The organism is Pseudomonas japonica (assembly GCF_900188455.1).
GTDB lineage: Bacteria > Pseudomonadota > Gammaproteobacteria > Pseudomonadales > Pseudomonadaceae > Aquipseudomonas > Aquipseudomonas japonica.
Genome location: NZ_FZOL01000022.1, coordinates 100,298 through 124,081, shown reverse-complemented (window position 1 = coordinate 124,081; position 23,784 = coordinate 100,298). Strand labels below are relative to the sequence as shown.

Genomic DNA, 23,784 nt, shown 5'->3' with positions numbered 1-23,784 from the left:
GGTGGTGAATCTTCTGTACTTCTTGGTCATCGGGGGTACTCCTCAGTAGGGGGATTCTCCCTAATTGAGGTGTCCGGAGCCATTAGACCAGCACACTTCTAGCGCTCTTGAGATCGAGCGCCGCCCGCGCGGCGCATCGCGAGCACGCTCGCTCCTACATTTGTTGCAACGTACCTATGCCTGACAGGCCATGGTTGTACGCCTTGTTTGCACGACACGGTATCGTGTCGACCCGAAGGGCTCCCCCGCGATAGATCGCCAGGCACCAAAGGCTGGCAACGCCGCTCTCACAGGCCATGGCACGTTGCAACAAATGTAGGAGCGAGCGCGCTCGCGATGCGCCGCGCGGGCGGCGCTCGGTCTTGAGAGCGCTGCAAGCCTCAAGACAGGCACCTGGTGATCACCACACAGCCCCCCTCACAACCCCAACGCCGACAACCCCGGATACTCGTCCGGTCGCCGTCCCAGCGGCCAGTGGAACTTGCGCTGCGCCTCATTGATCGGCAGGTCATTGATGCAGGCGAAGCGCCGCGCCATCAGGCCGTGCTCGTCGAACTCCCAGTTCTCGTTGCCATAGGAACGGAACCAGTTGCCCGAGTCGTCGTGCCATTCATAGGCGTAGCGCACGGCGATGCGGTTGCCGTCGAAGGCCCACAGTTCCTTGATCAGGCGATATTCCAGTTCCTTGTGCCATTTGCGCCGCAGAAAGGTTTCGGCCTCGGCCCGCCCGTCGATGAATTCGGCGCGGTTGCGCCACTGGGTGTCCGGCGTATAGGCCAGGGCGACCCTGGCCGCGTCGCGGCTGTTCCAGCCGTCCTCGGCCAGGCGCACCTTGAGCAGCGCCGACTCGCGGGTGAATGGCGGCACGGGTGGGCGGATCTCGGGATGGGACATGTGCAGGTTCCTCGATGGGTTGAAAGAGCTCATGCGGGTGTGAGGGGCGCCCAGCGCAGCGCCGTCGCGGCGCGGCGCAGCACGACCCGCTCGACGTCGAGGCTCCAGAGCCGTTCGGCACCTTCGACGTGCTGGATCCGCGGGTCGTCCAGCAGCAGCTCGGTGCGACCCGCGACCTGCAGCAGATCGCCGCTGGCGAAGTCGATGAACAGCAGCCCGGCGACCGGGTTGAGCAGCAGGTTGCCCAGGGTGTTGAAAAACTGGTTGCCGCTGTAGTCGGGCACGATCAGGCGGTTGCCCTCGATGGCGATGAAGCCGGGGCGACCGCCGCGGTGCGAGACGTCCACCGCGTGGCGACCATCGTCATGCTCGACATGGCTGGCGATGAAGAAGGTGTCCGCCGCGCGGATCATCTCCTGGGTCCGCGGGGTCAGCCCGTCGAACGTCTCGGGGCGCTCCCGCGCGGGTCCGCCGACGTGGGTGAAGGCGCGCGGCTGGATGTACTTCGGACAGTTGCCATAGGACTGTTCGACCTCGACCTCGATGCCGGCGCTGTCGATGCAGCGGATGCTGCCGTTCAGGCGGTTGCGCCGGCGGCTGTGCAGTTCGATGCCGAGCAGGCCGATCGCCCGCCCCGCGCGCAGACCGGTGCTGGCGGGATCCTGGCTGTGCGCGAGGCTCGCCAGCAGCAGGCGGTGCGGATCGGGAGAACTGGCGAAACCTTCCGCGCCTTCCAGCAGCGTGGCCCAGGGCTGTCCGTGATCATCGACAGCGCCGACCACGATGAACGGCAGTTGCCCGTAGAAGGTCCGGTGCTGCTCGGGCAGGTGGTCACGGATGACTTTCTGGCCGACCAGTTCCATGCGCTCGGCGACCTTGAAGCGCGCCTGAAGCTGCTTCTCGCCGGCGTGCCAGGGCGACTTCGACGAACTGTCCATCGCGGCTCTCCTGGAAAGGGCCGCCGAGGCGGCCCGTGGCATTCAACCGGCCTGCAGGCCGATGGTGGTGCGCGGCATGCCGACGAAGCCCGGCAGCGCCTCGATGCGTTGCAGCCAGGCCCGCACATGTGGGTAGGCCTCCAACGACACGTTGCCTTCCGGCGCATGGGAGATGTACGAGTAGTTGGCGACATCGGCGATGGTCGCCGTCGCGCCGGTCAGGAACGGCCTGTCGGACAGCTCGCCGTCCATCACCTTGAGCAGGACATGGGCGCGGGCGATCACCTCGTCGGCATGGAAGCTGGCATTGAACACGGTGATCAGGCGCGCCGCCGCCGGGCCGTAGGCCACCGGCCCGGCCGCGACCGACAGCCAGCGTTGCACCTGAGCGGCGCCCACGGGGTCTTCCGGCAGCCACTGGTCGTTGCCGTAGCGCTTCGCCAGGTAGACCAGGATCGCGTTGGAATCGGCGATGACCGTGCCGTTGTCGTCGATCACCGGAATCTGTCCGAACGGATTGAGCGCGAGGAATTCCGGGGCCTTGTGCGCGCCGTTGGCCAGGTCGACGAACACCAGCTCGACCGGCAGCCCGAGCAGGGCGAGTTGCAGTTCGATGCGATGGGCGTGGCCGGAAAGCGGGTGGCGATACAGCTTGATGGCGGTCTGGGACATGATCGAGGTTCCGTGTCGAGTCAGGAGGAGGGCAGCGGTGCGGCGCTGCTGGAGGCATCCTGCGCCCGTTCGCGGACCGACAGAATCGCCATCAATGGCAATCCATAATTCCGTATTCCGAAACAGTCAGCCGAGAAACGCAGCGTGCTCGCGCAGCAGTGGCGTGGCGAAGTCGATGAAGCTGCGCACTCGCGCATCGGCCCGGCGGCCGTCGCGGTAGATCAGTTGCGCGGGCAGGCCGGGGCTGGCGAAGGCGCCCAGGACTCGCACGAGCTTGCCGCTCTGCAACTCCTGGTGGGCCTCGTAGCTCATGCAGCGGACCAGGCCCAGGCCCAGGGTCGCGGCGTGGATGGCGCCGCGCTGGGTGGTGCAGGTCAGCACCGGCCTGAGCCTGGCCGGGCGGCTGCCGTCGGCGTGCCGGAAGCGCCATTCGCTGGCGTAGCCGGGGGCGCTGGTCAGCACGGTGCGATGGGCGGCCAGGTCGTCGGGCGTCAGCGGCACGCCCCAGGCGGCGAGGTACGCCGGCGACGCGCAGACGATCGGGCTGACCCGGCCCAGCGGCATGGCGAAGTCCGACGAGTCGGGCTGCTGGCCCAGCGTCAGGGCGACATCGATGGCATCTTCCAGCAGCCGCGGCAGGGTATCGCTGGCCCGGGTGACCAGTTGCACCTCGGGGTAGGCGCGCAGGTAGGCGAGGGCGATCGGGGTGAACACCTGGTTGTCCATCAGCAGCGGCAGGGCGATGCTCAGGCGCCCGGCGGGACGCACATGCAGGCCGGCGGCGGAGTGCTCGGCGCTCTCGAGCTGCTGGAGAATCTGCCGGCAACTGGCGGCGAAGCGTTCGCCCGCCGGCGTCAGGCTCACCCCGCGCGGCCCGCGCAACAGCAGCGTAGTGTCGAGGCGGGTTTCCAGGGCGTCGACCAGGCGGATCAGGGTCGCCGGCGACCACGCCAGGCGCCGCGCCGCCGCGGCCAGGCTGCCGGCCTCGACCACGGCGAGAAAGGCCTGCATCTGCCGATAGCGGCTCATGACCTGACGTGTCGCGACAGGTGCAGGGCGGATGTGTCGCGAAAACGTTCGACGCAGTGTTCGACGAAGCGGCTGACCTTGGCCGGCACCCGCGCGCCGGGCTGATACAGCACATGCACGGGAAACGCCTGGATGGCGTAGTCCTCGAGGACCAGTTCCAGCTCGCCTCTGGCCACCCGTTCGGCGGCCTGATAGGACAGCACCCGGGTGAAGCCCCAGCCCTGGCACGCGGCATTGATCGCCGCCTGGTTGGAACTGACCAGCAGGCGCGGTTCGGGACGCAGGACCAGCGCTTCGCCGCCGACATCGAACTGCCACTCGGTGAGCAGGTTGCTGGTGCTGGACATGACGATCGGCGCGTGCAGCACCTCGTCGGGCGTGGCGGGCCGGCCGACCTGATCGAGAAAGGCCGGCGCGGCGCAGACTACCGGACGGATTTCACCGACCTGGATGGCCTGCAGCGTGGTGTCCGCGAGCAGGCCGATGCGCACGGCGACGTCCACGCCTTCGTCGACCATGTTCACCAGGCGATCCACCAGCAGCGCATTGACCGTCACCTCGGGGTGGCTCATCAGGAACTCGGTGATCAGCGGGACCAGGAACAGCTCGCCGAACATCACCGGCGCGGTGACGGTCAGGTTGCCGCGCGGGCGGATGTCGCTGCCGGTGGCCAGTTCCTCGGCCTCCTGCAGATCGACCAGGATGCGCTTGCAATCCGCGACGAAACGCCGGCCGGCTTCGGTCAGGCGCAGGCTGCGGGTGCTGCGTGCCAGCAACAGGGTGCCCAGGCGCTGCTCCAGGCCGGCGATCACCCGCGTCACGCTTGGCGGCGACATGCCCAGCAGGCGGGCCCCGGCGGCGAAGCTGCCAGCGTCGGTGACGGCGAGCAAGACCTTCATTTCCTGGAATCTGTCCATGTCGATCATCCGCGCTGAGAAGGGAGTCGGCGCACGATACCGGCACCGCGTTTGAAGGTGGAGCGAGTTTATACGTGATCGCAGGCGCCACTGGCGAAACCCGCCTGTTGCCCCGCTGCCGGCGGGGCGAAAACCTGCTGGCGTTTCCTTTGGCGCGCCAACTGAATCCACATTGCGCCGTTGTAGGAATTAGTCCATTTTGTCTGTTGATCTTTCGATCAGCTTTTAGCCATCGGCCATCACGAGGTCACTTGTCAGATCAGAGGCCACATGCAATCAACGCCCAGTGACGTCGCTTCGGCGCCGGTCCTTCAAGCCCTGCGTGCCGGCACCGGCGAACTGCACATCGCACTGGAAAAACGCCTGCCTTTCTTCTCCGACACCCTGGATATCCCGGCCTTCCTGCGCCTGATGCAGGCCTATCACGGTTTCTATGCGCCGCTGGAAGCCGCGTTGCGGCAACGCAGCGAGCTGCCCGCCGCCGTCGATCCGCAGTCGCTGCACAAGACCGCCACCCTGGGCGACGACCTGCGCGCCCTGGGGCTGTCCGGCGAGGCGCTGGCGCGGTTGCCGGTGTGTCGCGAGTTGCCGCCTCTCGGCTCGGCCGCCGCCTGCCTCGGCGTGCTCTACGTCATCGAAGGCGCAACCCTCGGTGGCCAGGTGCTGCGCCGCGAAGTCCACGCTCGTCTCGGCCTCGATGCCAGCAACGGCGCGGCCTTTCTCGATGTCTACGGCAGCGACACCGGGCGCCGCTGGCGGGCCTTTCTTGCCCTGCTGTGCACTCGCCCGCTGGACGCCGCCGAGCGCGGTGTCGTGGTCGAGGCCGCGCAGCAGACATTCCGCTGTTTCGAACGCTGGCTGGAAAGCCGGGAGGTACTGCTGTGAACGCCGAAGAGCAGAAGGCTTTCGACGAACTGCTGGCCGATTGCGCCAACGAACCGATCCGTTTTCCCGGGGCGATCCAGCCCCATGGCGTGCTGGTCACCCTGAGCGAGCCGGACCTGCGCATCCTCCAGGTCAGCGCCAACGTCGAAAGCCTGCTCGGCCACCAGCCGCAGGCACTGATCGGGCAGCCGCTGGAACAGTTGCTCGGCGCGCAGGCGCTGGTCGCGCTGCGCCCGGTCCTGGAGCAGCCGCTGCTGTCCAGTGAATCGCCCTTGCAGGTGCAGCTCGGCGGCCTGAGCTTCGACGGTCTGCTGCATCGCCACGACGGTGTGCTGATCCTCGAACTGGAAGTGCACGCCCGGCATTTCGGGGCCGACAGCATCGCCGGCAACCTGATCAACCTCGGGCGCATGCTCCAGCGCCTGCAGGGCGCGAAGTCGCTGCAGGCGCTGTACGACATCAGCGTGCGCGAGATCCAGGCCATGACCGGCTACGACCGGGTACTGATCTACCGCTTCGAAGAGGAGGGCCATGGCCAGGTGATCGCCGAAGCCTCCGCGCCGGCCATGGAAGTGTTCAACGGCCTGTTCTTCCCGGCCTCCGACATTCCCCGGCAAGCCCGCGAGCTGTACCGCAGCAACTGGCTGCGGATCATTCCCGACGCCGATTACCAGGCCGTGCCGCTGGTGCCGCGCCTGCGCCCGGATACCCAGGCGCCGCTGGACATGAGTTTCGCCACCCTGCGCAGCGTGTCGCCGATCCACTGCCAGTACATGAAGAACATGGGCGTGCTGTCGTCCATGAGCATCTCGCTGCTCAAGGACGGCGAACTGTGGGGCCTGATCAGTTGCGGCAACCGTCAGCCGCTGCACGTCCCTCACGAACTGCGCATGGCCTGCCAGGCCATCGGCCAGGTGCTGTCGCTGCAGATCAGCGCCATGGAGGCACTGGACCTCAGCCGCCAGCGCGAAGACAAGATCGAGGCCCTGGCGTTGCTCAACCAGGCGATGATCGATTCGCCGCGGACCGTCTTCGACGGCCTCGCGGAGCAGCCCGAGGTGCTGATGGCGCTGACCGGCGCCGGCGGCATCGCGATCATCGAGGACCGGCAGTTGCACCGTTATGGCAACTGTCCCGGGCCCGACGAGATCCGCGCCCTGCACCAATGGTTGCAGCACAGCGGCGAGCCGGTGTTCGCCAGCCACAACCTGTCCGCCGTATACCCGCCGGCCCTGGCGTACCAGGCGGTTGCCAGCGGCGTGCTCGCCATGAGCCTGCCCAAGCCGGTGGACAATGGCGTGCTGTGGTTCCGCCCGGAGGTGAAGGAGAGCATCAACTGGAGCGGTGATCCGCGCAAACCGCTGGCCCTGGAAAACTCCGGGACGGGCCTGCGCCTGCGTCCGCGCACCTCGTTCGAGATCTGGAAGGTGGAGATGGCCGGGATTTCGCGCAAGTGGAGCCAGGGCGATCGGTTCGCCGCCAATGACCTGCGCCGTTCCGCCCTGGAAAACGACCTGGCGCGCCAGGTACGTCGCGAACAGCAGGCGGTGCGTGCCCGCGATGACCTGGTGGCCGTGGTGTCCCACGACCTGCGCAACCCGATGACGGTGATCTCCATGCTCTGCGGCATGATGCAGAAGACCTTCAGTTCCGACGGCCCGCACACCTCGCGGCGCATCGCCACGGCCATCGACACCATGCAGCAGGCGGCGGGGCGCATGAGCACGCTGCTGGACGATCTGCTGGACACCTCGAAGATCGATGCCGGGCGCTACACCATCTCGCCGAAGACCCTGGACGTCGGACAGCTCTTCGAAGAGACCCAGGCCCTGCTCGCGCCGCTGGCGTTGAACAAGGACATCAGCATCGCCTTCGAGAGCGAGCCGGCGCTGAAGATCCATGCCGATCCGGAGCGGCTGTTCCAGGTGCTGTCGAACCTGGTGGGCAATGCCATCAAGTTCACCCCACGCCTGGGCGCGGTGGGGGTGCAGGCGGTGGCGGGGGGCAACGAGATCGTCTTCACCGTGCGCGACAACGGCGAAGGGATTGCCGCGGATCAGTTGCCTCACGTGTTCGACCGCTACTGGACGCTGAAGGCGGGCAATCCGACCGGGACCGGGCTGGGTCTGTACATCACCCAGGGTATCGTCGAGGCCCATGGCGGGCGGATCGAGGCGCGCAGCGAGGTGGGGAAGGGGACGGAGTTCAGGTTTACCATTCCGGTGGGGCAGTGAATTCCGTCCGTGGGGGCGATTCGAGCCTGCGGGGCTGGATCGGCCCCGTTGCTGGTGGCCGTGTCAGCTGTAAAGGCTTGCGATGAAGGCGTCATCCAGCGTGGCCCCACCAAATCTCGTCATGAACGCCTGGGCACTGTCGAACCGCGAGAACTGCTGATTGTGAATCAGGTGAAAGCTGTCGCAGTGCTCGCAGATCTCCTGGATGTTGTGGGACGACACGATGATGGTCGCGCCGTTCTCCCGGGCTTTCTTGATGAACGACCAGATGTAGTGGCGCGACTCGGGATCGACCCCGGCGGTGGGTTCGTCGAGGATCAGCAGTTCTTTTGCAAACGAGATGAGCGACAGGGTGAAGAAAAAGCGGATTTCCCCGTAGCTGCAATGGCTTGGGCGTTTTTTCAAGGTCTCGGTGAATTTCGTGGCCAGTCGGGTATCCCAGGCATGGAAGGTCTGCAAGGTCGTGTCCAGCGACGGAATCCGTTCGCAGGACAGCGCTGCGGTCATTTCGTGGATTTCTTTCATCGACAAGGTCGACGGCATGCCCAGGGTCTGTGACAGGTAGGAATGCTGGGGCGTGAAGTTTTCCAGTGTGCCCTGGTCCGGGCGGCGTATGGCGCAGATCAGGTCGAAGAAGGTGGTTTTGCCGGCGCCATTCTTGCCGATGATTCCGCTGATTTCATTTTTCCTGATGAGGATATTGGCGTTGTCGAACAGGATCTTGTCCTTGAACTTCAGTGACAGGGCCTGGGCTTTTATGGCGGGCATCAGTATCTGCTCCATACGGGGTTGATCTTCAGTTTTCGTGCGGTGTACACGAAGGTGACAAGCAGTACCCCGATGAACGACAGCATGAACGGCAACGCTTGATAATGGCCGGCCATGATGTTTTTCGAGAGCAGGAAGAGATTGAGCCGATTGACGATATCCAGGGCTGGGCTCTGCACCCTGGTCGACAGCAGTGCCAGCAGGATCAAGGCGAAAATGATGATCGAGATAACGGTGTTGGCAGTCTGGAATTTCAGTCGGCGGTTGGCGAGCAGTAATGCCGGAGAGCAGAAAATGATGAAGCAGGTGAGGAACCTGTAGAGGATCAGTGTCATTTCCGAAAGGCTGTATTCACCGAAGCCTGGCTTGGTAATCAGATAGAACGCTACGCAATAGAGCGATGCCGTCAGGAAGCAGCAGATCAGGTGTGACGCCAGGAAGATGTTTTTCGCTTCGGCGGAGTAGATGAAGGACCTGACAAAACCGCTTTCCCTGCGTCCGATGATGTAGAAGGCGACACCGAAAAAGGCCACGGTGGTGGCGATGTAGGCATGGAAGCCTGCCGTCGCGTGGAGGTAGTTGTCACTTCCGCTGCCGAAGGGGGCATTGGTGTAGGTGATCAGATAGAACAAGGCGCTGGGTGAAATGAGCGTCCATAGCAATGAAATGGGTTCTCTCAATTGCTCGCGCAGAAACAGGCTGGTCAGTTTGGTGACTCTTGCGATCGTTGAAGTGTTCACGGGAAGGGCACCCTGGATATTGGCGACTGTCTTTGGCGTTATGAGTGAAATCCTTGACTGGGTGTTTTTAGTTCCTGATTCGTTTCGTGTAAGTGAGAGTTTTCCTGCTGCTTTGTAGGACGCGGATCTAATTCCCCGGTAGGAGCAGGCACGCTGTTTCTACGAGGGGCGATAGCGATAGGTCAGCCACCCGATGAACCGGGATTGCGGTGGGCTTGAGGTCCATCACTTGCCCATGGTAAAGACACCCCCCTGACCCCAGGAGCCGCACCCCATGTTCTACTCCACCACCTACCAATCCCCCGTCGGCACCCTGCAGCTGGCCAGCAGCGACAGCCACCTGATGGGCCTGTGGATGGTGGGTCAGAAGTACTTCGGCGACAGCTCCCCGGGCGAACTGATCGTCAACGACGACCTGCCCTTCCTGATCCAGGCCCGCGACTGGCTCGACCGCTATTTCGCCGGCGCACAGCCCGCCATCGCCGAGCTGCCCATGGCCCCCCTGGGCAGCGACTTCCGTCAGGCGGTCTGGACCCTGCTCTGCGAGATCCCCTACGGCGCCACCACCACCTACGGTGAGATCGCCAAGGCGGTGGCCGCGCGCACGGGCCTGGCGAGCATGTCCAGCCAGGCGGTCGGCGGGGCGGTGGGGCACAATCCGATCTCGATCATCATCCCCTGCCACCGCGTGATCGGTCGCGATGGCAGCCTGACCGGCTACGCCGGCGGCATCGAGAAGAAGATCCACCTGCTGGAACACGAAGGCGCGCTGTCCTCGCTGTTCTACACGCCAACCCGCGGCAGCGCCCTTTAAAGACGGGCGCGCACCGCCTCCAGGCCCGGCTGCCGACGGCGAGGTGGGAAAAGTGAACGCTGGCTTGCCCGACGCTGCCGAATGGCTGATAAAGACGGCTGTTTTGCCTACATCGAAGAGGGCTTGTGTATGTCGGATCAACCCTACACTCCACCCAGGGTCTGGACCTGGGACAAGGCCAGCGGCGGCCAGTTCGCCAATATCAACCGGCCCATCGCCGGTGCCACCCACGAGCGTGAACTGCCTCAGGGCCGTCACCCGCTGCAGTTGTATTCCCTGGCCACGCCCAACGGCGCCAAGGTCGGCATCATGCTCGAAGAGTTGCTGGCCGCCGGTTTCAAGGACGCCGAGTACGACGCCTGGCTGATCCGCATCGGCGAGGGCGAGCAGTTCGGCAGCGGCTTCGTCGACCTCAACCCCAACTCGAAAATCCCGGCGTTGCTCGATACCCGCTTCAAGCCGGCCCTGCGCCTGTTCGAGTCGGGTTCGATCCTGCTGCACCTGGCTGACTCCTTCGGCGCCTTCATTCCCAAGGACCCGGCCAAGCGCGCCGAATGCCTGAACTGGCTGTTCTGGCAAATGAGCGGCGCGGGCTTCGTCGGCGGTGGTTTCGGGCACTTCTTCGCCTATGCGCCGGAGAAGTTCGAGTACCCGATCAACCGCTACACCATGGAGGTCAAGCGCCTGCTCGACGTGCTCGACCGCCAGCTGGCGGAGCACCGCTACGTGGCGGGCGACGAATACAGCATCGCCGATATCGCCTGCTGGCCGTGGTTTGGCGAGATGCTGCGCAACAAGGTCTACGGCGCCGCCGAATTCCTCGATGCGCAGAGCTACACCCATGTGCTGCGCTGGGCCGACGAGATCGCCGAACGCCCGGCGGTGAAGCGTGGGCAGCGGGTCAACAAGACCTGGGGGGATGAGGCGGAGCAGTTGCCGGAGCGGCATGCGGCGAGTGATTTCGACTGAAGCGAACGCGGACCCCGTAGTGACTGGCTTGCCTGGGGAGGACCTGTAGGAGCGAGGCTCGTCGTGTGACGAACCACCGCGAAGGACCGCGCAGCGGTCCCTGATGGCGGTGAAGTCTGGGACCGCTGCGCGGTCCTTCGCAGGCGAGCCAGCTCCTACAAGGCAGCGCTCGGCCGCACCAGCGGATGAAACGCCCGGCTGAAATACACCAGCCCATCACCACTGTCGCGCACCTGGATATCCTCCAGCTCCACCAATAAGACCGAGTGGGTGCCGACTTCCTGCACCTGGGTCACCCGGCCTTCGAGGCTGGCCAGGGCATCGCTCAGCTTCGGTTGGGCGGCCTCCTGCAATTGCCAGTCATGCAGGCCGAAGCGCTGTTCCATGGTCACCTGGGTGATCCCGGCGAAATGCCGGGCCACTTCTTCGTGCTCGCTGGCCAGCACGTTCACGCAGAGCCGGCCGTTGGCCTTGATTACCGCGTTCAGCGCGCTGTTGCGGTTGACGCAGACCAGCAGGGTCGGCGGCGTGTCGGTCACCGAGCACACCGCGGTGGCGGTGATGCCGCAGCGCCCGGCCGGGCCGTAGCTGGTGATCACGCTGACCGCGGCGGACAGGTGCGCCATGGCTTCGCGAAACGCCTGTTGCTGAGTGTTCATCACGGATCTCCGGTTACTGGCGGATGCCGTCGAGGGCATTGATATCGGTCGGGTTGTGCAGGTGCGGCACGGTCCAGCCTTGCTCGTCGTAGTCGGACAGGCACTGCTCGACCAGGCCCTGCATGCCCGCCATGGCGCCGCTGGCGCGGGCGTAGGCCAGGGTCTGCAGGCGGATGTCGTCCTGGTTGCCGGCGTAGTTGATTTCGTACAACTCGTGACGGCCGCCGAACTCGCTGCCGATGGCGTCCCACAGCAGCTTGAGGATCTTCACCCGCTGATGGTGATCCATGCCGCCCGAGCCGCGGCAGTAGGTGGCGAGGTACTTGTCCAGCTCCGGGTTGGCGAAGTCGCGCACGCCGCTGGGCAGGTAGATCAGGCCGCTGGCCACGGTCTGCTCGATGATCTTCTTGATCGCCGGGTAGGCGGTCGGCGCCATCACCCGGTAGACCTGCTGGGCCTGGTTGCTCGGCAGCAGCGCCGGGGTGCTCCAGCTGTCCTGGCGCTCCGGCGCGCCGCACATGGCGTCGGTCAGCGACCAGAACAGGTTGCGCCAGGCGATCACCTCGCCGACCTGCGCCGACACCCCGCGAAACTCCAGCGAACCGGTGCATTCCAGGGCCTTGGTCAGCAGGCCCGAGATGAAGTCCAGCTTGACCGCCAGGCGCGTGCAGCCCTGCATCGGGTACAGGCGGCCGAACCCGCCGGCGCTGGCGAAGCGGCGGCAACGCTCGTAGTCGCGGTAGACCAGCACGTTCTCCCAGGGCACGAAAACATCGTCGAGGATCAGGATCGCGTCGTTCTCGTCGAAGCGGCTCGACAGCGGGTAGTCGAACGGCGAGCCGGTCAGGCCGGCCTGCAGCTCGTAGGACGGGCGGCAGATCAGCTTCAGGCCGGGGCTGTTCATCGGTGCGAGGAACATCAGGGCGAAGTCCGGATCGTCGCCCATGACCTGGGCCGAGCCGAAGCCGATGAAGTTGTAGTGGGTCAGGGCCGAGTTGGTCGCCACCACCTTGGCGCCCTTGACGATGATCCCGCCTTCCACCTCGCGGACTGCGCGGATGAACACGTCCTTGACCTCGTCGCTCGGTTTGTCGCGATCGATCGGCGGGTTGACGATGGCGTGGTTGAGGTACAGGCAGGATTCCTGGATGCGCTTGTACCAGGCGCGGGCGTTGTCCGCGTATTCGCCGTAGAACTCCGGGTTGGCGCCGAGCACCGCGCCGAAGGCCGCCTTGTAGTCCGGCGTGCGTCCCATCCAGCCATAGGACAGGCGCGCCCAGGCGGCGATGGCGTCGCGCTGCTCGCGCAGTTGCTCGGCGGTTTCGGCGATGCGGAAGAACTTGTGGGTGTAGCCGCCGTTGCCGGTGTCGGTCGGCCAGCACAATTGCTCGTGGTGCTCGGGATCGTGCAGGGCGTCGTAGAGGCGGGCGATGGAGGCCGCCGAGTTGCGGAACGCCGGGTGGGTGGTGACGTCCTTGACGCGGTCGCCGTAGATGTAGATTTCGCGATCGTCACGCAGGCTTTCGAGGTACTCGGCGCCGGTGAACGGACGGGTGGTCTCGGGCAGGGCAGGGGGCATGCTGGTCTCCGCTGATTGTAGTTATCGGAAGCCTTGGGGGCTGGTCAGCATGATGAAGTGGCGGAGTTCAGCGCTGAATGACGCTTAGGCTGGAAAACTTGTATTTTTCGTAAGGTTCTCGGCACGGTAGTCCCGCGGACTCATCCCCACCTGCTGAGTAAAGAACCGCGAAAAATACCCCGGGTCCTTGAACCCCAGTTCGTAGCAGATCTCGTTGATCGACATCCCGCTGTGCAGCAGCAGGCGCCGAGCCTCCTGTGCCTGTCGCTCCCAGACCACGCGCTTGGCCGACATCTGCGCGATGCGCCGGCAGACCAGGTTCAGGCGCGCGGTGGTCAGGCCCAGCAGTTCGGCGTAGTTCGGCATCGGCCAGTGCTCGTGGAAATGCTGTTCCACCAGCAGGTTGAAGCGGTGGAACAGCAGCAGGTCGGGGCGGTTGACCTGCCAGTCGGGTTGGGCGTTGCCGGCCAGGCGCAGGAGGGTGACCAGAATCAGCCGCACCAGGGCCTGCAGGTTCAGTTCGCGACCGGGCAGGTCGGCGCGAAATTCCCGTTGCAGCAGGTGGAACAGCTGGTCGATCTGCGTGGCCTCGGCGGCCAGTTCGCCGGGCAGGTCGGCGAGGCTGACGCACAGGGGGATCTCCAGGCGCGGGTCCGGGGCGCGCTTGCCGTCGCTGAACATCTGCCAGACCCAGGGTTGGCGCAGGGTGATCACATGGCCTTCGCATTCGGCATCGGTGACGAAGGCATGGGGGATGCCCGGCGGGGTGAAGAACAGCATCGGACCGTGCAGGCGATAAGGGGTGTCGTCGAGGTAGACGTGGACCTGACCCTTGGTCATGTAGTGGAGCTGGAAGAAGCGATCGTGGCGGTGCACGGCGACATTGCGCCCGAACACGGCGGACAGGTGGCCATGGGCGTCGTAGTGCAGGTCGGCGTCGGCGTAGCGCTGGTCGTAGTCGCGGCCGAGGTCGAGGATGGGGATCGGGGTGCTGGTCATGGGTTGTGAATAAGGGAGGCGGCACGGTGGAGCGAGTTTACTCGCGAACGGGTGCGAAGCGGCCATGAAACCTGCACCCGCCAGCTGCCAGCGGGGCCCTACCTGGTACTTCTGTCAGGCTGACGGGCGAGGGCGCTCCCTGTTCAATGGCATCAGCGTTTCCACCGGGAGCGCTGAAACCAAGGGAGACCACCATGAAACGACTGCCCGCTTGCGGCGCCGCGCTTTGCGCGTTGTACGCCCAACTGACCTGGTCGGACCTGCTCAACCAGCCTGCGCCGGCGAACGTGGAACTGGCGCCGCTGTTGTCCGCGCATGACGTGACGTCGGAGCGCTTTTTTTCCGTCGGCCAGTTGAAAGGTACCATCGGTATCGGCTGGTCCTGCACGGCAACGCTGGTGGCCGGCAGCGATACCCCGGATCCGGACAAGCCGGCGCTTATCCTGACCGCGGGCCATTGTGCCGCGGGGTTGACGGGCGATAACGAGGTGGTCATGGATCGGCCGATGGGCGAGGGCTGGTTTTTCACGCCTTCGTACTTCCACGACAACAAGGATCAGCATGTTCGTATTCCCATCGTCAGGATCCTGTATTCGACCCTGAAGTCGACCGACGTTGGCGTGCAGCAACTGGGCGAAACCTACGGCCAGATGCTCGCGCGGGGTTTCAAACCCTTGCGCGTGCGAGCCCTTGAAGGCGCTGTTCCTGATATCGATATCGCGCATATACCGATCGGGCTGTTCCGCGACCATTACCTGCGTTATTCCGAGTGTTCGAGCCGGCAACCTGCCGCGCTGTTCGAAACCGTGATTGAGGTCGAACCGCGAAAGGACGTGCCCTGGTTCTGGCCGGGTGCCAATCCCAATGCGTGCATTGGTCTTTACGGCGGGTCTTCCGGGGCACCGATCTTCGTCAGGGGCGAGTGGGCGATCATCGGCGTGCATTCCACCGGTCTGCGCGAGGAGGGTTGTGGCTCGGGGAAACCCTGCGAGATCGAAGGCGGGCAGCCGGTTGGCAAGTTGGGAACTTCCTATTTCGCTTCGATCGAGCATTTGGTCGAAGCGTTCAAGGCCGATGGATCGTTCGATCCTTCCAGTCTGGATCCGGGCACCGGCATCGTCATCCACCGCCAGGGCCATGGTGACAGCAAACCGGTCGACCCGAAGGTCGCGGGCGAGCGCATGCCGGTGCGCTGGGGCATGTTGATCGACGAGTCGTTCGAGAGTATCCGCTACAAGATCGGTCCGGCCGACGAGACGCCGTGCGAGCAGCCCAAGGGCTATGGCGAGGCGGAGTCGGTGCTGAAGCAGCCGTTGATGGATCGGGCCACGCCGATGATGCCGGGGGTCTATGTGCTGTGCGCGGTGGGCAAGCGGCCGGGCAGCGCGCAGTGGCAGCCTTGGGCGCAGGCGACGATCAAGTTGCTGAGGGTCGAGTAGGGGGAGACGTTCGGGCCGCATCGAGGCTGCCAAAATTGTGTAGATACCCATGCCAATCGCTGGCAAGCAGAACGCCGCTTGCCAGCGATGGGGCGGTCAGATCACTACCGAGGTGCCGGTTGCGGACGCCTTCAGCAGCGCCCGGGTGATCTGCATCTGCAGGATGGAATCCTGGATCAGCCAGCGCTGTTTGGTGGGCAGGTCTTCGGTCGCCTCGTTGGCGTGGTCGATGGCTTTCTCGAGGTGCTGGCCGGCGAGGCGGATGGCCTCTTCGGGGCAGAGACCTTCGCGGATGGTCATCACTGGGGGTGGGTCGGGGACGTGCTTTTTCATGGGTGTAATCCTATGAGTGAAGGGATTACCACCAACCTGCTGTCAAACAGAAGGGTGGCAACTGTACGTGGGTTGACAGACCGAGTCATAGGTACCCCGGCGCGCACGAATGCGCCCTCACGCACAGCTGCCATAGCAGCCGGCGCCTATGAAAACGGCCTGTCAAAGCCGGTCGTCGATGTGCAACGACCGGCGAAGACTAGGCAGCATTTCCACAGAGCGCAACGGCTGATACGGCCGGGAAGTATGCTTGGGAAATTGCCTACATAAAAGTCGGAGGAGGGTGAAGTTTCGTACCGATTTGCGACGGTGTTCGGATGGATCGGCGCACTCCGGGTGAGCCTGACCGGGCTTGCCTTTTAAGCCCTTCCAATCGTATGGAGCCTGAGGCGCTGCTACGCTGAAAGCCATGCGCACGGCGAGGCGATGGCCTGCGCTATGACCTGATTGGCGTGATCCTGACATCTGGCCACGAAACGTCATGTGACCGCGCAACGCGGAAGAGGGCACACCATGCGGCTGTCCCGTTTTCGAATCACCTTCACGCTGGCCTTGCTGATGGCCATGATCATGGGTGGGAGCGCGTTGGCCCAGCGTTATGACAGCTACTACGGCCAGCAGCAAATGCAGCGCCAGCAACAGATGCAGCAGCAACAGCAGCAACAGCAAATGCAGATGCAGCGCCAGCAGGAACAGATGCGACGGCAACAGGATCAAGCCCGTCAGCAACAAGCCGCCATACGCCAGCAGCAGGCAGAGCAGCAGAGGATCATGCGGGCGCGGCAACAGGACGCCCAGCGCACTATGCAACTGCAGCGTGATCAGGCCATGCAGCAGCGTCAGTTGGCCTTGGATCGTCAGCGACAAGCGAGTTCACAACGGGCCGAATCAGAATTCAGGAAAGCGGCCAAAGACCAGGTTTTCGCAAAGCAACAGGCCGTTGACCGGAGTGCCCTGAAACAACAGGGGTTGGAAAAAAACAGACAGGAGCGATTACTGCGGCTCAAGCAGGACTTCCTGCAAAAGCAACGTGTCACCTCTGGGAAAGCCAGTACTCCTCAACCTGTGAGGGTTCTTACTCTCAGCGAAAAGTTCAAAGCCAGTTCTGGTGCAAAAAATATCGCGGCGTACCAGCCGGGCAAACAGTTCAAGACCAAAGAGCTCGCGACCCAGCGTCAGGCCGCGCAGGCATCGGCTAAAAAAATACAGGACTCACTGAGAAAGAAATTCAACGCTGCCCAGCAGCAGAAGAAAATCACTACCGCCTTCAATCAGGCGAGTAAGAATTTTCAACGATGCGATCTCGCTGGGAAGTGTACGTGCTCATTTCATGGTGATACCCAGGTTTTAACCAGGGAGGGCCTGCGGGCTATCAAGTCACTGGTGGCTGGGCAGGATTATGTCTGGTCAAGAAACGAATACACGGGTGACATGGACTGGAAACCTGTCACGGCACATTATTCCAATATGTATGATGAGTCCGTCGAGGTCACGGTTCGCAATCCGGAGAGTGGCGAAACGCAGACAATTATCTCGAATCGCATTCATCCGTTTTATGTCAGCAACCATGGGGTTGAAGAGAACAGGTCAACGCGCCATGAAAAAGCGGGCACAAATGCAACGGGTAGGTGGGTAGAGGCGCAATACTTAAAGGCTGGCGACTTTCTACTCACCTCATTCGGCACGATTGTAGAGGTTCTTGGTGCAAGCGTTAAAAAAGCTTCACTGACTGCCTATAACCTCAGTGTGAGCGATTATCGAACTTACTTTGTAAGTGGTATTGGCAACAGCAACAAAAGCTCGGTGTGGGTACATAATGAATGTCATGACTCTAGCGCAACAGGCAGCATCACTCGCGCAAGCGTAAATGAAAAACTGGACAGGTATCTATTAAACAAAGACCATCCAGTCGGCGGCAGTAAGGCGAAGTGGTTTGATCAAGCGTTAGGCTTCAATAATGGAAATGCTGCTGACCTGTCCAGGCAAATTGTTTTTGACGAGAAAAAATCAGTAAAAACAGCCCTGACCCAGTACGGTCAAAAATTTAATCAAATAATCCCAATCAAAGGTGCGAATGGAAGAGTTATCGATGTAAAATTCAGCTGGATTAGAAACACCGATGGAGTGGTTCGGCTTGTAACGGCCATTCCTGCAAAAAAATGAATCAGCGTCGGAAGTCATTACATGTTTAAGGAATACGATGTAGTCGTTGCAGTAAAGTCTCTATCGGCTCATGTCTTTCCTGGCTGTATCGGGGTTGTATTGCTTTGCCTGGATAGCGATCATTATGAGGTCGAATTTGTTGATGGGGATGGGGAGTCTTTAGAGGTTTTAACAGTTTCAGAGGCCGCTTTGGAGCTTAAAGAGGACTCAGGCCAGCCCTGATCTATTTCCATATCCTATGGCTGGCGTTTACCTGCGCTCGGGGTTTTTTCTCACTATATGTCTTCTTCAATTTGCTGCCATTTCTTGCTGCCAACCTTACGGAACTTACTGAACGTATACTCCATAGAGTTATCACAGGCGAATTTCATCATCTGATTCATGAACTGGATCATCTGATCCTCTCCCATGCTTCCGCTGGTGCCGCATTCGGCAACCACCATGTACTCGCAGAAGAATTCTGTCGCCGATGTCTGGAAGCATTCCTTTACTTTCGCATCGACAACCCGGATGGATGTGGTGACACCCAGTATCCCGTACGAGGCATCTCTTACTGGCAACGCCTGCACAATTTCCTGTGGCGTTGGCGGCGGAATGTCCTTGTAGAAATCAATGCCGTTCGGGTTCAGCTCTTTGACCATCACAAGGCCTTTGGCATAGCCCGCTTCTCCTGAAGCCTTGTATAGATTCAGGGCATCAACGAAGGCATCCGGGTCATCGGATGTGGCCAGCAGCATTTCAGCGCGGAGATAGACGGCGGCGGCATAGCCTTTCGAGGCCGCGAGCTCGATGTAGTCGCGCGCCGACTCCTGATCACCCGTGAACCAGAGCAGGCGACCAAGCTGGAATTGCTGGCGGGTATCGCTGGGATCGTTCTCTACGGCAGCGATACAGGCATCCAACGCTTCGTCAACGTCAAAACCGGCAATGTCCGCTGTCTCGAAGTCGATGCCAGCCGCAAGCTTCTGCGGGTCGTGGCTGTCAGCCGCCACCCTGTCACAAGCACGTATGCCTTGCCCATCCGGCTCTCCGCTGTGGGCCGGGGCCGCCCGTTCCGCGACGTCGCTCCCATCTGCTCTCAGCCTGTCCTCGGCGGCCTTCTGATAGGCCGCGAAACCCGCAAATTGCGTACTGAGCTCCTGGAATGAAACGGCCTGCTCCTGCAAGGCGCTGGCGTTTTCGTCCGTGAGTTCGAGCGCTGTCAGATCCTGTTTGTACTGTTCCAGCCCGGCGCTCAGAACCTGCTCGATATGGCTTACCATCGCCGCCAGCAGGCTATGCCCTGCGTCCGCGAAGCCGGACTCTTCAAACTCTCCCGCCAGCGAAAAGCCGGTCTCCAGAATCGTATCCACATCCGCATAACTGGCCCCCGATTCCTTGATGACTTCGACCGCCAGCGCTTGCAGGGTTTCTATCCTTTGCGCCACGCGGGCTGGGAGCGCGGCCTTCGAAGAGGCAATCAAGGCCGCGGTTTGCGGCAATGCCTGCACGTCCTGTGACGACGGCAGTTCCGCTAGATACCCGGCTGCCCAGGCTGCTTCATCGAGTGGCGCGTCGTTTATATCCTCCTGGATGAGCGTCGTTTCTTCGCCGATCCACGCGGCAAGCTGAGAGTCCATGTACTGTTTGAACTCACCGGAAGGTGCCGCGTTCGCCATGGCGACCGCATTCGCAATAATGTCCTTCAGCGGCTTCTCGCTATCAAACAGGACAGCCACGCGCGATGACCAGTAATGGTCTTTCAAGCGGCTTGCTTCCTCGGTGAAGACCGCGTTGTATGCCTCGTATTGCGCGGGGACGTAACGCTTTATAGTCGTCAGCACATCCTGGTAGTGGCTCAAGGCGGATTCAAAGTTCTGGAATTTCCCGCCTTGCCCCTGGAGATACGCGCGGAGCTTTTCGGTGTCGCCATCGATAATGCTGGAAAGCCGCTTTATCTGTTCATCCAGAGCCTCGTACTGATAGCTCGTTTCAATCCCGGTGACTTTGCGATAGCTCTGCAGCTTTTGCTGCGCGCTGCCCAGGTGGAAAAAATCAGGCTGATAAAGGCTGAAGAACAGCGCCAGTGCTTCCAGAGGGGCAGGGCCTGTTTGCAGTGCCCATTTCTGCTGTTTCTTTGCTTCGGCTTCAAACACGACAACGCTGTCTGTCAGTCCGGTGAAAGCAAGATGCGACATCTGCGGGCATTCAAAACCCAGCATGGCGCTTGCCGTATTGACCAACTGCTGCACCGTCTGTGCGCCCTGGTCAAAATAGGCGGCGGATGCCGTGATGATTTTTATATCTGCCTTGGGACCGCACTTGAAGGCACTGTCGATTGCCAGGCGTACATCCGCGCCCTTCGACGCGAGCTCCCGTTCAGCACCACCGGCATGGTTCAAAGCCATGCAGGCGAAGGCAAGAAACCCGGTGCGGAGGAGGCGCTTCATGTGCGGTCACCTGAACGTCAGCTCTTCACCTTCCAGCCGTCTCCGCCCTGACACGCTTCAATGGTTTCTGATTTCTGCGACCCGTCGGGCAGGGATACGGACTGCTCAATGGTGCGGCAGACTCGCTCGGAGGCGACCTGCTGCTGCGCGATGTCGCTCTGAGCGATGGTTGTGCCTGATGACGGAGGGATTTCCCCCGGCACATGTTCCATCAGCGGGGAAGACACGAATCCACTGCCCACACCGTCCTGGCTGATCAGATACCAGTCACCGGTCTTGACCTTGCCGACAACATTTACGGTCTCTCCGGCCTTCAGGCTTCCCGTCTTCACGTAATCGGCGCCTGGCCCGCCGCGCACATTGGAAATGCTTTTGGCGCGATAAGTATCACCAATGATATCCAGCGGCGGGATTTGTTTGACTTTGCTTTTCAGTACCGGAACGACAACGGGTTTTGGCTCTTTTTTTGTTTCGACGACACGCGCCTCACCGCTTGTCTTGGTTTCAGGGTTGGTCCAGGTTTGTGTCTTTCCGGTTGAAATTGCCTGATGAGTGGATTGCGCCATGTGCTGCTTATCCCGTTCATCAAGGTATTTGCCGATACTGCTGCCGATAAAATACCCGGCGGCTACGCCGAGGGCGGTGCTGATTCCTTTGTTGTCTTTATCTCCCCATTTATTGGCGACAACCCCGCCTGTTATTACGCCGATAGTGGCACCAATCTTTTCCTTGGTGCCCATGCTCTCGCAGGAGCTCAGGGTCAGCGTGGAGATGGTCAGGGCCAGCACTGTGAGGACAAATCTTTTCATCGTCTTTGAGCCCTCTGAAAGTGGCATGCCAGAGATCTTGCATCGGCGTGATCTCGTAATGATAGCCCTGCCGCCTGATCCAGCAAGAATGGCCATGTCCTCTGGCCCGACGCAGAAATTTCTCCGCAGCATGGGCGAGCTCGGATGCATTTCGTACATGGGCGAGAACAACCTGCGCTACCTGGCGGGGGTGCTGGGCCTGGTCGTCTGGGGCTCGGTGCAGAACCTGGGGACGGTGTTCGCTTTCACCGACATCACCATGACCTTGCTGGCGTTGGTCAATCTCGTGGCGCGGCGTTGCTGGGCAAGGTGGTGCTGCGGCTGATCGCGGATTATGACCGGCAGCGGGCGGCGGGCATCAGGGAACCGGTGTTCGATCCACGCGGGTTTGCCGATCTGGATGTGGATGTGGATGTGGATGGGCGGGCCTGGCCGGTAGTCGTCGAGACGGTGTCGGTCGATGTCAGCCTTAAAGTCACGGGGTGACAGATTTGGGGCTGCGTTGCGGCGCTCGATCTGGAGGGTGGCAACTGTGCGCGGGGTATGCCCACGGACCATCGATGGCCTGTCGGGATAAAGCCACATTCTTGAAGCATCGCCAATTTGGCGATATGGTGCCATGTCTACCCAATACCGATTTCGCGAAAAGTACCGTATCGAGTTGCGAGAAAGAGACCACTTGCCACCCCATATTTGACGGGTGGCGGGGTAGATGTGGTGATCAGCCTGGAGTTGGTGACTGTCATGCAAGGCAGGGCACCCGCCAGAGTGGTGCGTGAGGCCCTCGCGTGGGTTGCGGCCAATCAGGCCGATCTGTTGAAGGAGTGGATGAAATGGCATCGATGAAACGCCCTCGCCTGCGGGCTGTCCGGCCACGCTCGGGCGCACGCCTGGCGCTTACCTTTACCAATGGTCAGCAGTTCGATCTGGACATGAGCGATGCACTTGCCTCGTATCCAGGCCTGGCACCGCTTGCCCAGGGCAAGGCATTCGCAGGCGCTACCCTCGGGGATGGGGGGTGGACTGTCGAATGGCCGGCGCTGGATATCCAGATCGGCGCGGACACCTTGTTGCTGGATGCCCTTGCCCAGGCGGCGCCGGATGAAAACACGCGGATCTTCATTCGCTGGCGCCTCCGGCATCGAATGACGCTCGATCAGGCTGCCGATGCACTGGGCGTGAGCGCACGCAGTATCAGCAGGTACAGCAGCGGCCGCGAAGCGGTGCCGCGCACATTGGCGCTCGCTTGCCTGGGGTGGGAGGCGCTGGAGCATAAAGCCGCCTGACTCGTTCTAACTGATATTGCGCTAATTCTGCAGGAGCTGGCTTGCCTGCGAAGGCCTGCGAGGCAGGCCCGGAAATCACCTGAACTTCCAGGCCAGCCAGCGCCCGCCACTGACCACCCAGACCACCCCGGCAATCACCCAGATCCCCACCAGCATCCCCTGCACCCCGGCCTGTCCGATCAGCTTCCCGGCAATGAACGGAAAGCCGAATACGCCGATGAAATACGCCAGGCTGAACAGCAGCAACGCCTGCGCCGTCAGCCGCTGCGGCGCTTCATTGGCCGCCAGCCCGTTGATCACCGAGTAGTTCAGCCCGTACCCGACCCCGAGCAGTGCCGCCGTCAGCACATACCCGACACTGTCGTGCACCCAGTGACCAAAGCCGAGCACCGCCACCAGCATCAGGGTGGTCAGCACCCAGGAACTGGCGAACGGATTACGCTTCACCACCCACCCGGCGATCAGCAGCCGGCAACAGATCGCCGCGCCCATGAAGCCGATGAAGAATGCCGGAGTTGGGTGGGGCAGAAATGCATCTGTTGTCCTTCAGGGCCCTATCGCTGCACGGCTCAAGACAGGCACCTGGCGGCCTTCATGCGGTCTCCCGGCAGGCCGTCAAAGATGTGTAGATACCTATGCCTATCGCTGGCAGGCCAGCTCCCACAAGGACCGTGTGTACCGCGAACCCTGTGGGAGCTGGCTTGCCAGCGATGAGGCCCTCACAGCCAAACGGAAACCTGACAGGTGCCAACACCGGCCCGGGCTTCAGCTGCTTCCACAGTTCCGCCATGCTCAAGCCGAACTCCGGATGCCGCAGCTGCGGCGCCAGCAACTGCAGCGGATACAGCACGAACGCCCGAGTCAGGATCTCCCCCCGCGGCACCCGCACGCCGTCCACCAGCCCGGCGAAGTCGTCGAACAGCAGCAGGTCGATATCCAGCGTGATCAGGCTCTGCGCGCCACGTCGCCGGCCATGCAGTTCCTCGATCTCCTTGAGCCAGCCGATCAGCGCCCGCGCCGACAGGTCGGTGGTGGCCGACACCACCAGGTTGAAGAACGGCGGATGCGCGCCGTCCAGCGATTCGCTCTCGTACACCGGCGAGCAGCGCAGGTCGCGCAGGTGCTCGCCGAGCATGTCCAGGGCGATGTCGATATGGGTCTCGCGTTGGACATTGCTGCCCACGCCGAGAAAGATGCGGTGGTCGGTCATGGCCGTCTGGCTCGCGAA

The 23,784-nt window shown here is 62.4% G+C and carries 21 protein-coding genes and 4 pseudogenes; 10 read left to right on the top strand and 15 right to left on the bottom strand.

The features are described from left to right. Positions 1–417 precede the first annotated feature (417 nt). From CHB99_RS23330 to CHB99_RS23310, 5 genes and pseudogenes are all read right to left on the bottom strand, one after another. Complete coding sequence (locus CHB99_RS23330) at positions 418–894, bottom strand: nuclear transport factor 2 family protein (protein ID WP_042128784.1); 477 nt, start codon at positions 892–894, stop codon at positions 418–420. Between the two features lie 47 nt (positions 895–941). Continuing rightward, positions 942–1,832 (bottom strand): annotated as a pseudogene (locus CHB99_RS23325) (pyridoxamine 5'-phosphate oxidase family protein); the annotation flags it as partial. A 42-nt stretch (positions 1,833–1,874) separates the two neighbouring features. Next, positions 1,875–2,504, bottom strand: a complete 630-nt coding sequence (locus tag CHB99_RS23320; RefSeq protein ID WP_042128787.1) for a glutathione S-transferase family protein — start codon at positions 2,502–2,504, stop codon at positions 1,875–1,877. A 126-nt stretch (positions 2,505–2,630) separates the two neighbouring features. Next, the gene (locus CHB99_RS23315; RefSeq protein ID WP_042128789.1) at positions 2,631–3,533 is read right to left on the bottom strand and encodes a LysR family transcriptional regulator; all 903 of its coding nucleotides are present in this window, start codon (positions 3,531–3,533) and stop codon (positions 2,631–2,633) included. After that, positions 3,530–4,450, bottom strand: a complete 921-nt coding sequence (locus tag CHB99_RS23310; RefSeq protein WP_042128849.1) for a LysR family transcriptional regulator — start codon at positions 4,448–4,450, stop codon at positions 3,530–3,532. The genes CHB99_RS23315 and CHB99_RS23310 overlap by 4 nt, the downstream gene beginning before the upstream one ends. 270 nt (positions 4,451–4,720) lie before the next feature. Here CHB99_RS23310 and CHB99_RS23305 point away from each other — a divergent pair, with 270 nt between their 5' ends. Together CHB99_RS23305 and CHB99_RS23300 are read left to right on the top strand one after the other, a co-directional pair. Then, positions 4,721–5,335: a biliverdin-producing heme oxygenase gene (locus tag CHB99_RS23305; RefSeq protein ID WP_042128791.1), complete on the top strand. Its 615-nt coding sequence runs from the start codon at positions 4,721–4,723 to the stop codon at positions 5,333–5,335. After that, entirely contained in the window at positions 5,332–7,569 is a 2,238-nt protein-coding gene (locus CHB99_RS23300; RefSeq protein ID WP_042128794.1) for an ATP-binding protein, read from the top strand. The genes CHB99_RS23305 and CHB99_RS23300 overlap by 4 nt, the downstream gene beginning before the upstream one ends. Before the next feature lie 63 nt (positions 7,570–7,632). On the opposite strand, the gene CHB99_RS23295 is transcribed toward CHB99_RS23300, so the two are convergent. Then, positions 7,633–8,337: an AAA family ATPase gene (locus CHB99_RS23295; protein WP_042128796.1), complete on the bottom strand. Its 705-nt coding sequence runs from the start codon at positions 8,335–8,337 to the stop codon at positions 7,633–7,635. Then, positions 8,337–9,077, bottom strand: a complete 741-nt coding sequence (locus CHB99_RS23290) for a hypothetical protein (protein WP_042128798.1) — start codon at positions 9,075–9,077, stop codon at positions 8,337–8,339. The genes CHB99_RS23295 and CHB99_RS23290 overlap by 1 nt, the downstream gene beginning before the upstream one ends. A gap of 274 nt (positions 9,078–9,351) precedes the next feature. Between CHB99_RS23290 and CHB99_RS23285 the strand changes: the two genes are divergently transcribed. Next, positions 9,352–9,891 (top strand): methylated-DNA--[protein]-cysteine S-methyltransferase, encoded by a 540-nt coding sequence (locus tag CHB99_RS23285; RefSeq protein WP_042128800.1) that lies wholly within the window; start codon positions 9,352–9,354, stop codon positions 9,889–9,891. Positions 9,892–10,020: 129 nt separating this feature from the next. Beyond that, a complete protein-coding gene (gene yghU / locus CHB99_RS23280; protein WP_042128801.1) occupies positions 10,021–10,860 on the top strand; it encodes a glutathione-dependent disulfide-bond oxidoreductase in 840 nt (279 codons plus the stop codon). Between the two features lie 155 nt (positions 10,861–11,015). Here yghU and hpaC read toward each other — a convergent pair whose 3' ends face one another. From hpaC to hpaA, 3 genes are all read right to left on the bottom strand, one after another. Continuing rightward, entirely contained in the window at positions 11,016–11,519 is a 504-nt protein-coding gene (gene hpaC / locus CHB99_RS23275; protein WP_042128802.1) for a 4-hydroxyphenylacetate 3-monooxygenase, reductase component, read from the bottom strand. 13 nt (positions 11,520–11,532) lie between these two features. Then, positions 11,533–13,098, bottom strand: a complete 1,566-nt coding sequence (gene hpaB / locus CHB99_RS23270) for a 4-hydroxyphenylacetate 3-monooxygenase, oxygenase component (RefSeq protein WP_042128803.1) — start codon at positions 13,096–13,098, stop codon at positions 11,533–11,535. An 84-nt stretch (positions 13,099–13,182) separates the two neighbouring features. Continuing rightward, entirely contained in the window at positions 13,183–14,097 is a 915-nt protein-coding gene (hpaA, locus tag CHB99_RS23265) for a 4-hydroxyphenylacetate catabolism regulatory protein HpaA (protein ID WP_042128804.1), read from the bottom strand. Positions 14,098–14,291: 194 nt separating this feature from the next. Here hpaA and CHB99_RS23260 point away from each other — a divergent pair, with 194 nt between their 5' ends. After that, a complete protein-coding gene (locus tag CHB99_RS23260; protein ID WP_141137328.1) occupies positions 14,292–15,536 on the top strand; it encodes a trypsin-like serine peptidase in 1,245 nt (414 codons plus the stop codon). Between the two features lie 96 nt (positions 15,537–15,632). On the opposite strand, the gene CHB99_RS23255 is transcribed toward CHB99_RS23260, so the two are convergent. Then, entirely contained in the window at positions 15,633–15,869 is a 237-nt protein-coding gene (locus CHB99_RS23255; RefSeq protein ID WP_141137327.1) for a hypothetical protein, read from the bottom strand. Positions 15,870–16,382: 513 nt separating this feature from the next. On the opposite strand from CHB99_RS23255, the gene CHB99_RS23250 reads away from it, so the two are divergent. Together CHB99_RS23250 and CHB99_RS23245 are read left to right on the top strand one after the other, a co-directional pair. Continuing rightward, positions 16,383–18,032, top strand: coding sequence for a polymorphic toxin-type HINT domain-containing protein (locus CHB99_RS23250; protein WP_052419535.1), 1,650 nt, complete (start codon positions 16,383–16,385; stop codon positions 18,030–18,032). A gap of 21 nt (positions 18,033–18,053) precedes the next feature. Next, positions 18,054–18,254: a DUF4926 domain-containing protein gene (locus CHB99_RS23245; RefSeq protein WP_084702930.1), complete on the top strand. Its 201-nt coding sequence runs from the start codon at positions 18,054–18,056 to the stop codon at positions 18,252–18,254. A gap of 53 nt (positions 18,255–18,307) precedes the next feature. On the opposite strand, the gene CHB99_RS23240 is transcribed toward CHB99_RS23245, so the two are convergent. Next, a complete protein-coding gene (locus tag CHB99_RS23240) occupies positions 18,308–20,461 on the bottom strand; it encodes a tetratricopeptide repeat protein (RefSeq protein WP_042128810.1) in 2,154 nt (717 codons plus the stop codon). A gap of 17 nt (positions 20,462–20,478) precedes the next feature. Continuing rightward, a complete protein-coding gene (locus CHB99_RS23235) occupies positions 20,479–21,297 on the bottom strand; it encodes an SH3 domain-containing protein (protein ID WP_052419536.1) in 819 nt (272 codons plus the stop codon). A gap of 127 nt (positions 21,298–21,424) precedes the next feature. On the opposite strand from CHB99_RS23235, the pseudogene CHB99_RS30205 reads away from it, so the two are divergent. From CHB99_RS30205 to CHB99_RS23220, 3 genes and pseudogenes are all read left to right on the top strand, one after another. Beyond that, a pseudogene (locus tag CHB99_RS30205) lies at positions 21,425–21,756 on the top strand (alanine:cation symporter family protein); the annotation flags it as partial. 133 nt (positions 21,757–21,889) lie between these two features. Continuing rightward, positions 21,890–22,116, top strand: a pseudogene (locus CHB99_RS23225) (DUF4160 domain-containing protein). Next, complete coding sequence (locus tag CHB99_RS23220; protein ID WP_042128817.1) at positions 22,104–22,556, top strand: DUF2442 domain-containing protein; 453 nt, start codon at positions 22,104–22,106, stop codon at positions 22,554–22,556. The pseudogene CHB99_RS23225 and the gene CHB99_RS23220 overlap by 13 nt, the downstream one beginning before the upstream one ends. A 75-nt stretch (positions 22,557–22,631) precedes the next feature. Here the strand turns inward: CHB99_RS23220 and CHB99_RS23215 are convergent. Together CHB99_RS23215 and folK are read right to left on the bottom strand one after the other, a co-directional pair. Then, positions 22,632–23,063: pseudogene (locus CHB99_RS23215) on the bottom strand (MFS transporter); the annotation flags it as partial. Between the two features lie 85 nt (positions 23,064–23,148). Beyond that, on the bottom strand, positions 23,149–23,766 hold the full coding sequence (gene folK, locus CHB99_RS23210) for a 2-amino-4-hydroxy-6-hydroxymethyldihydropteridine diphosphokinase (RefSeq protein ID WP_052419537.1): 618 nt from the start codon (positions 23,764–23,766) through the stop codon (positions 23,149–23,151). Positions 23,767–23,784 lie beyond the last annotated feature (18 nt).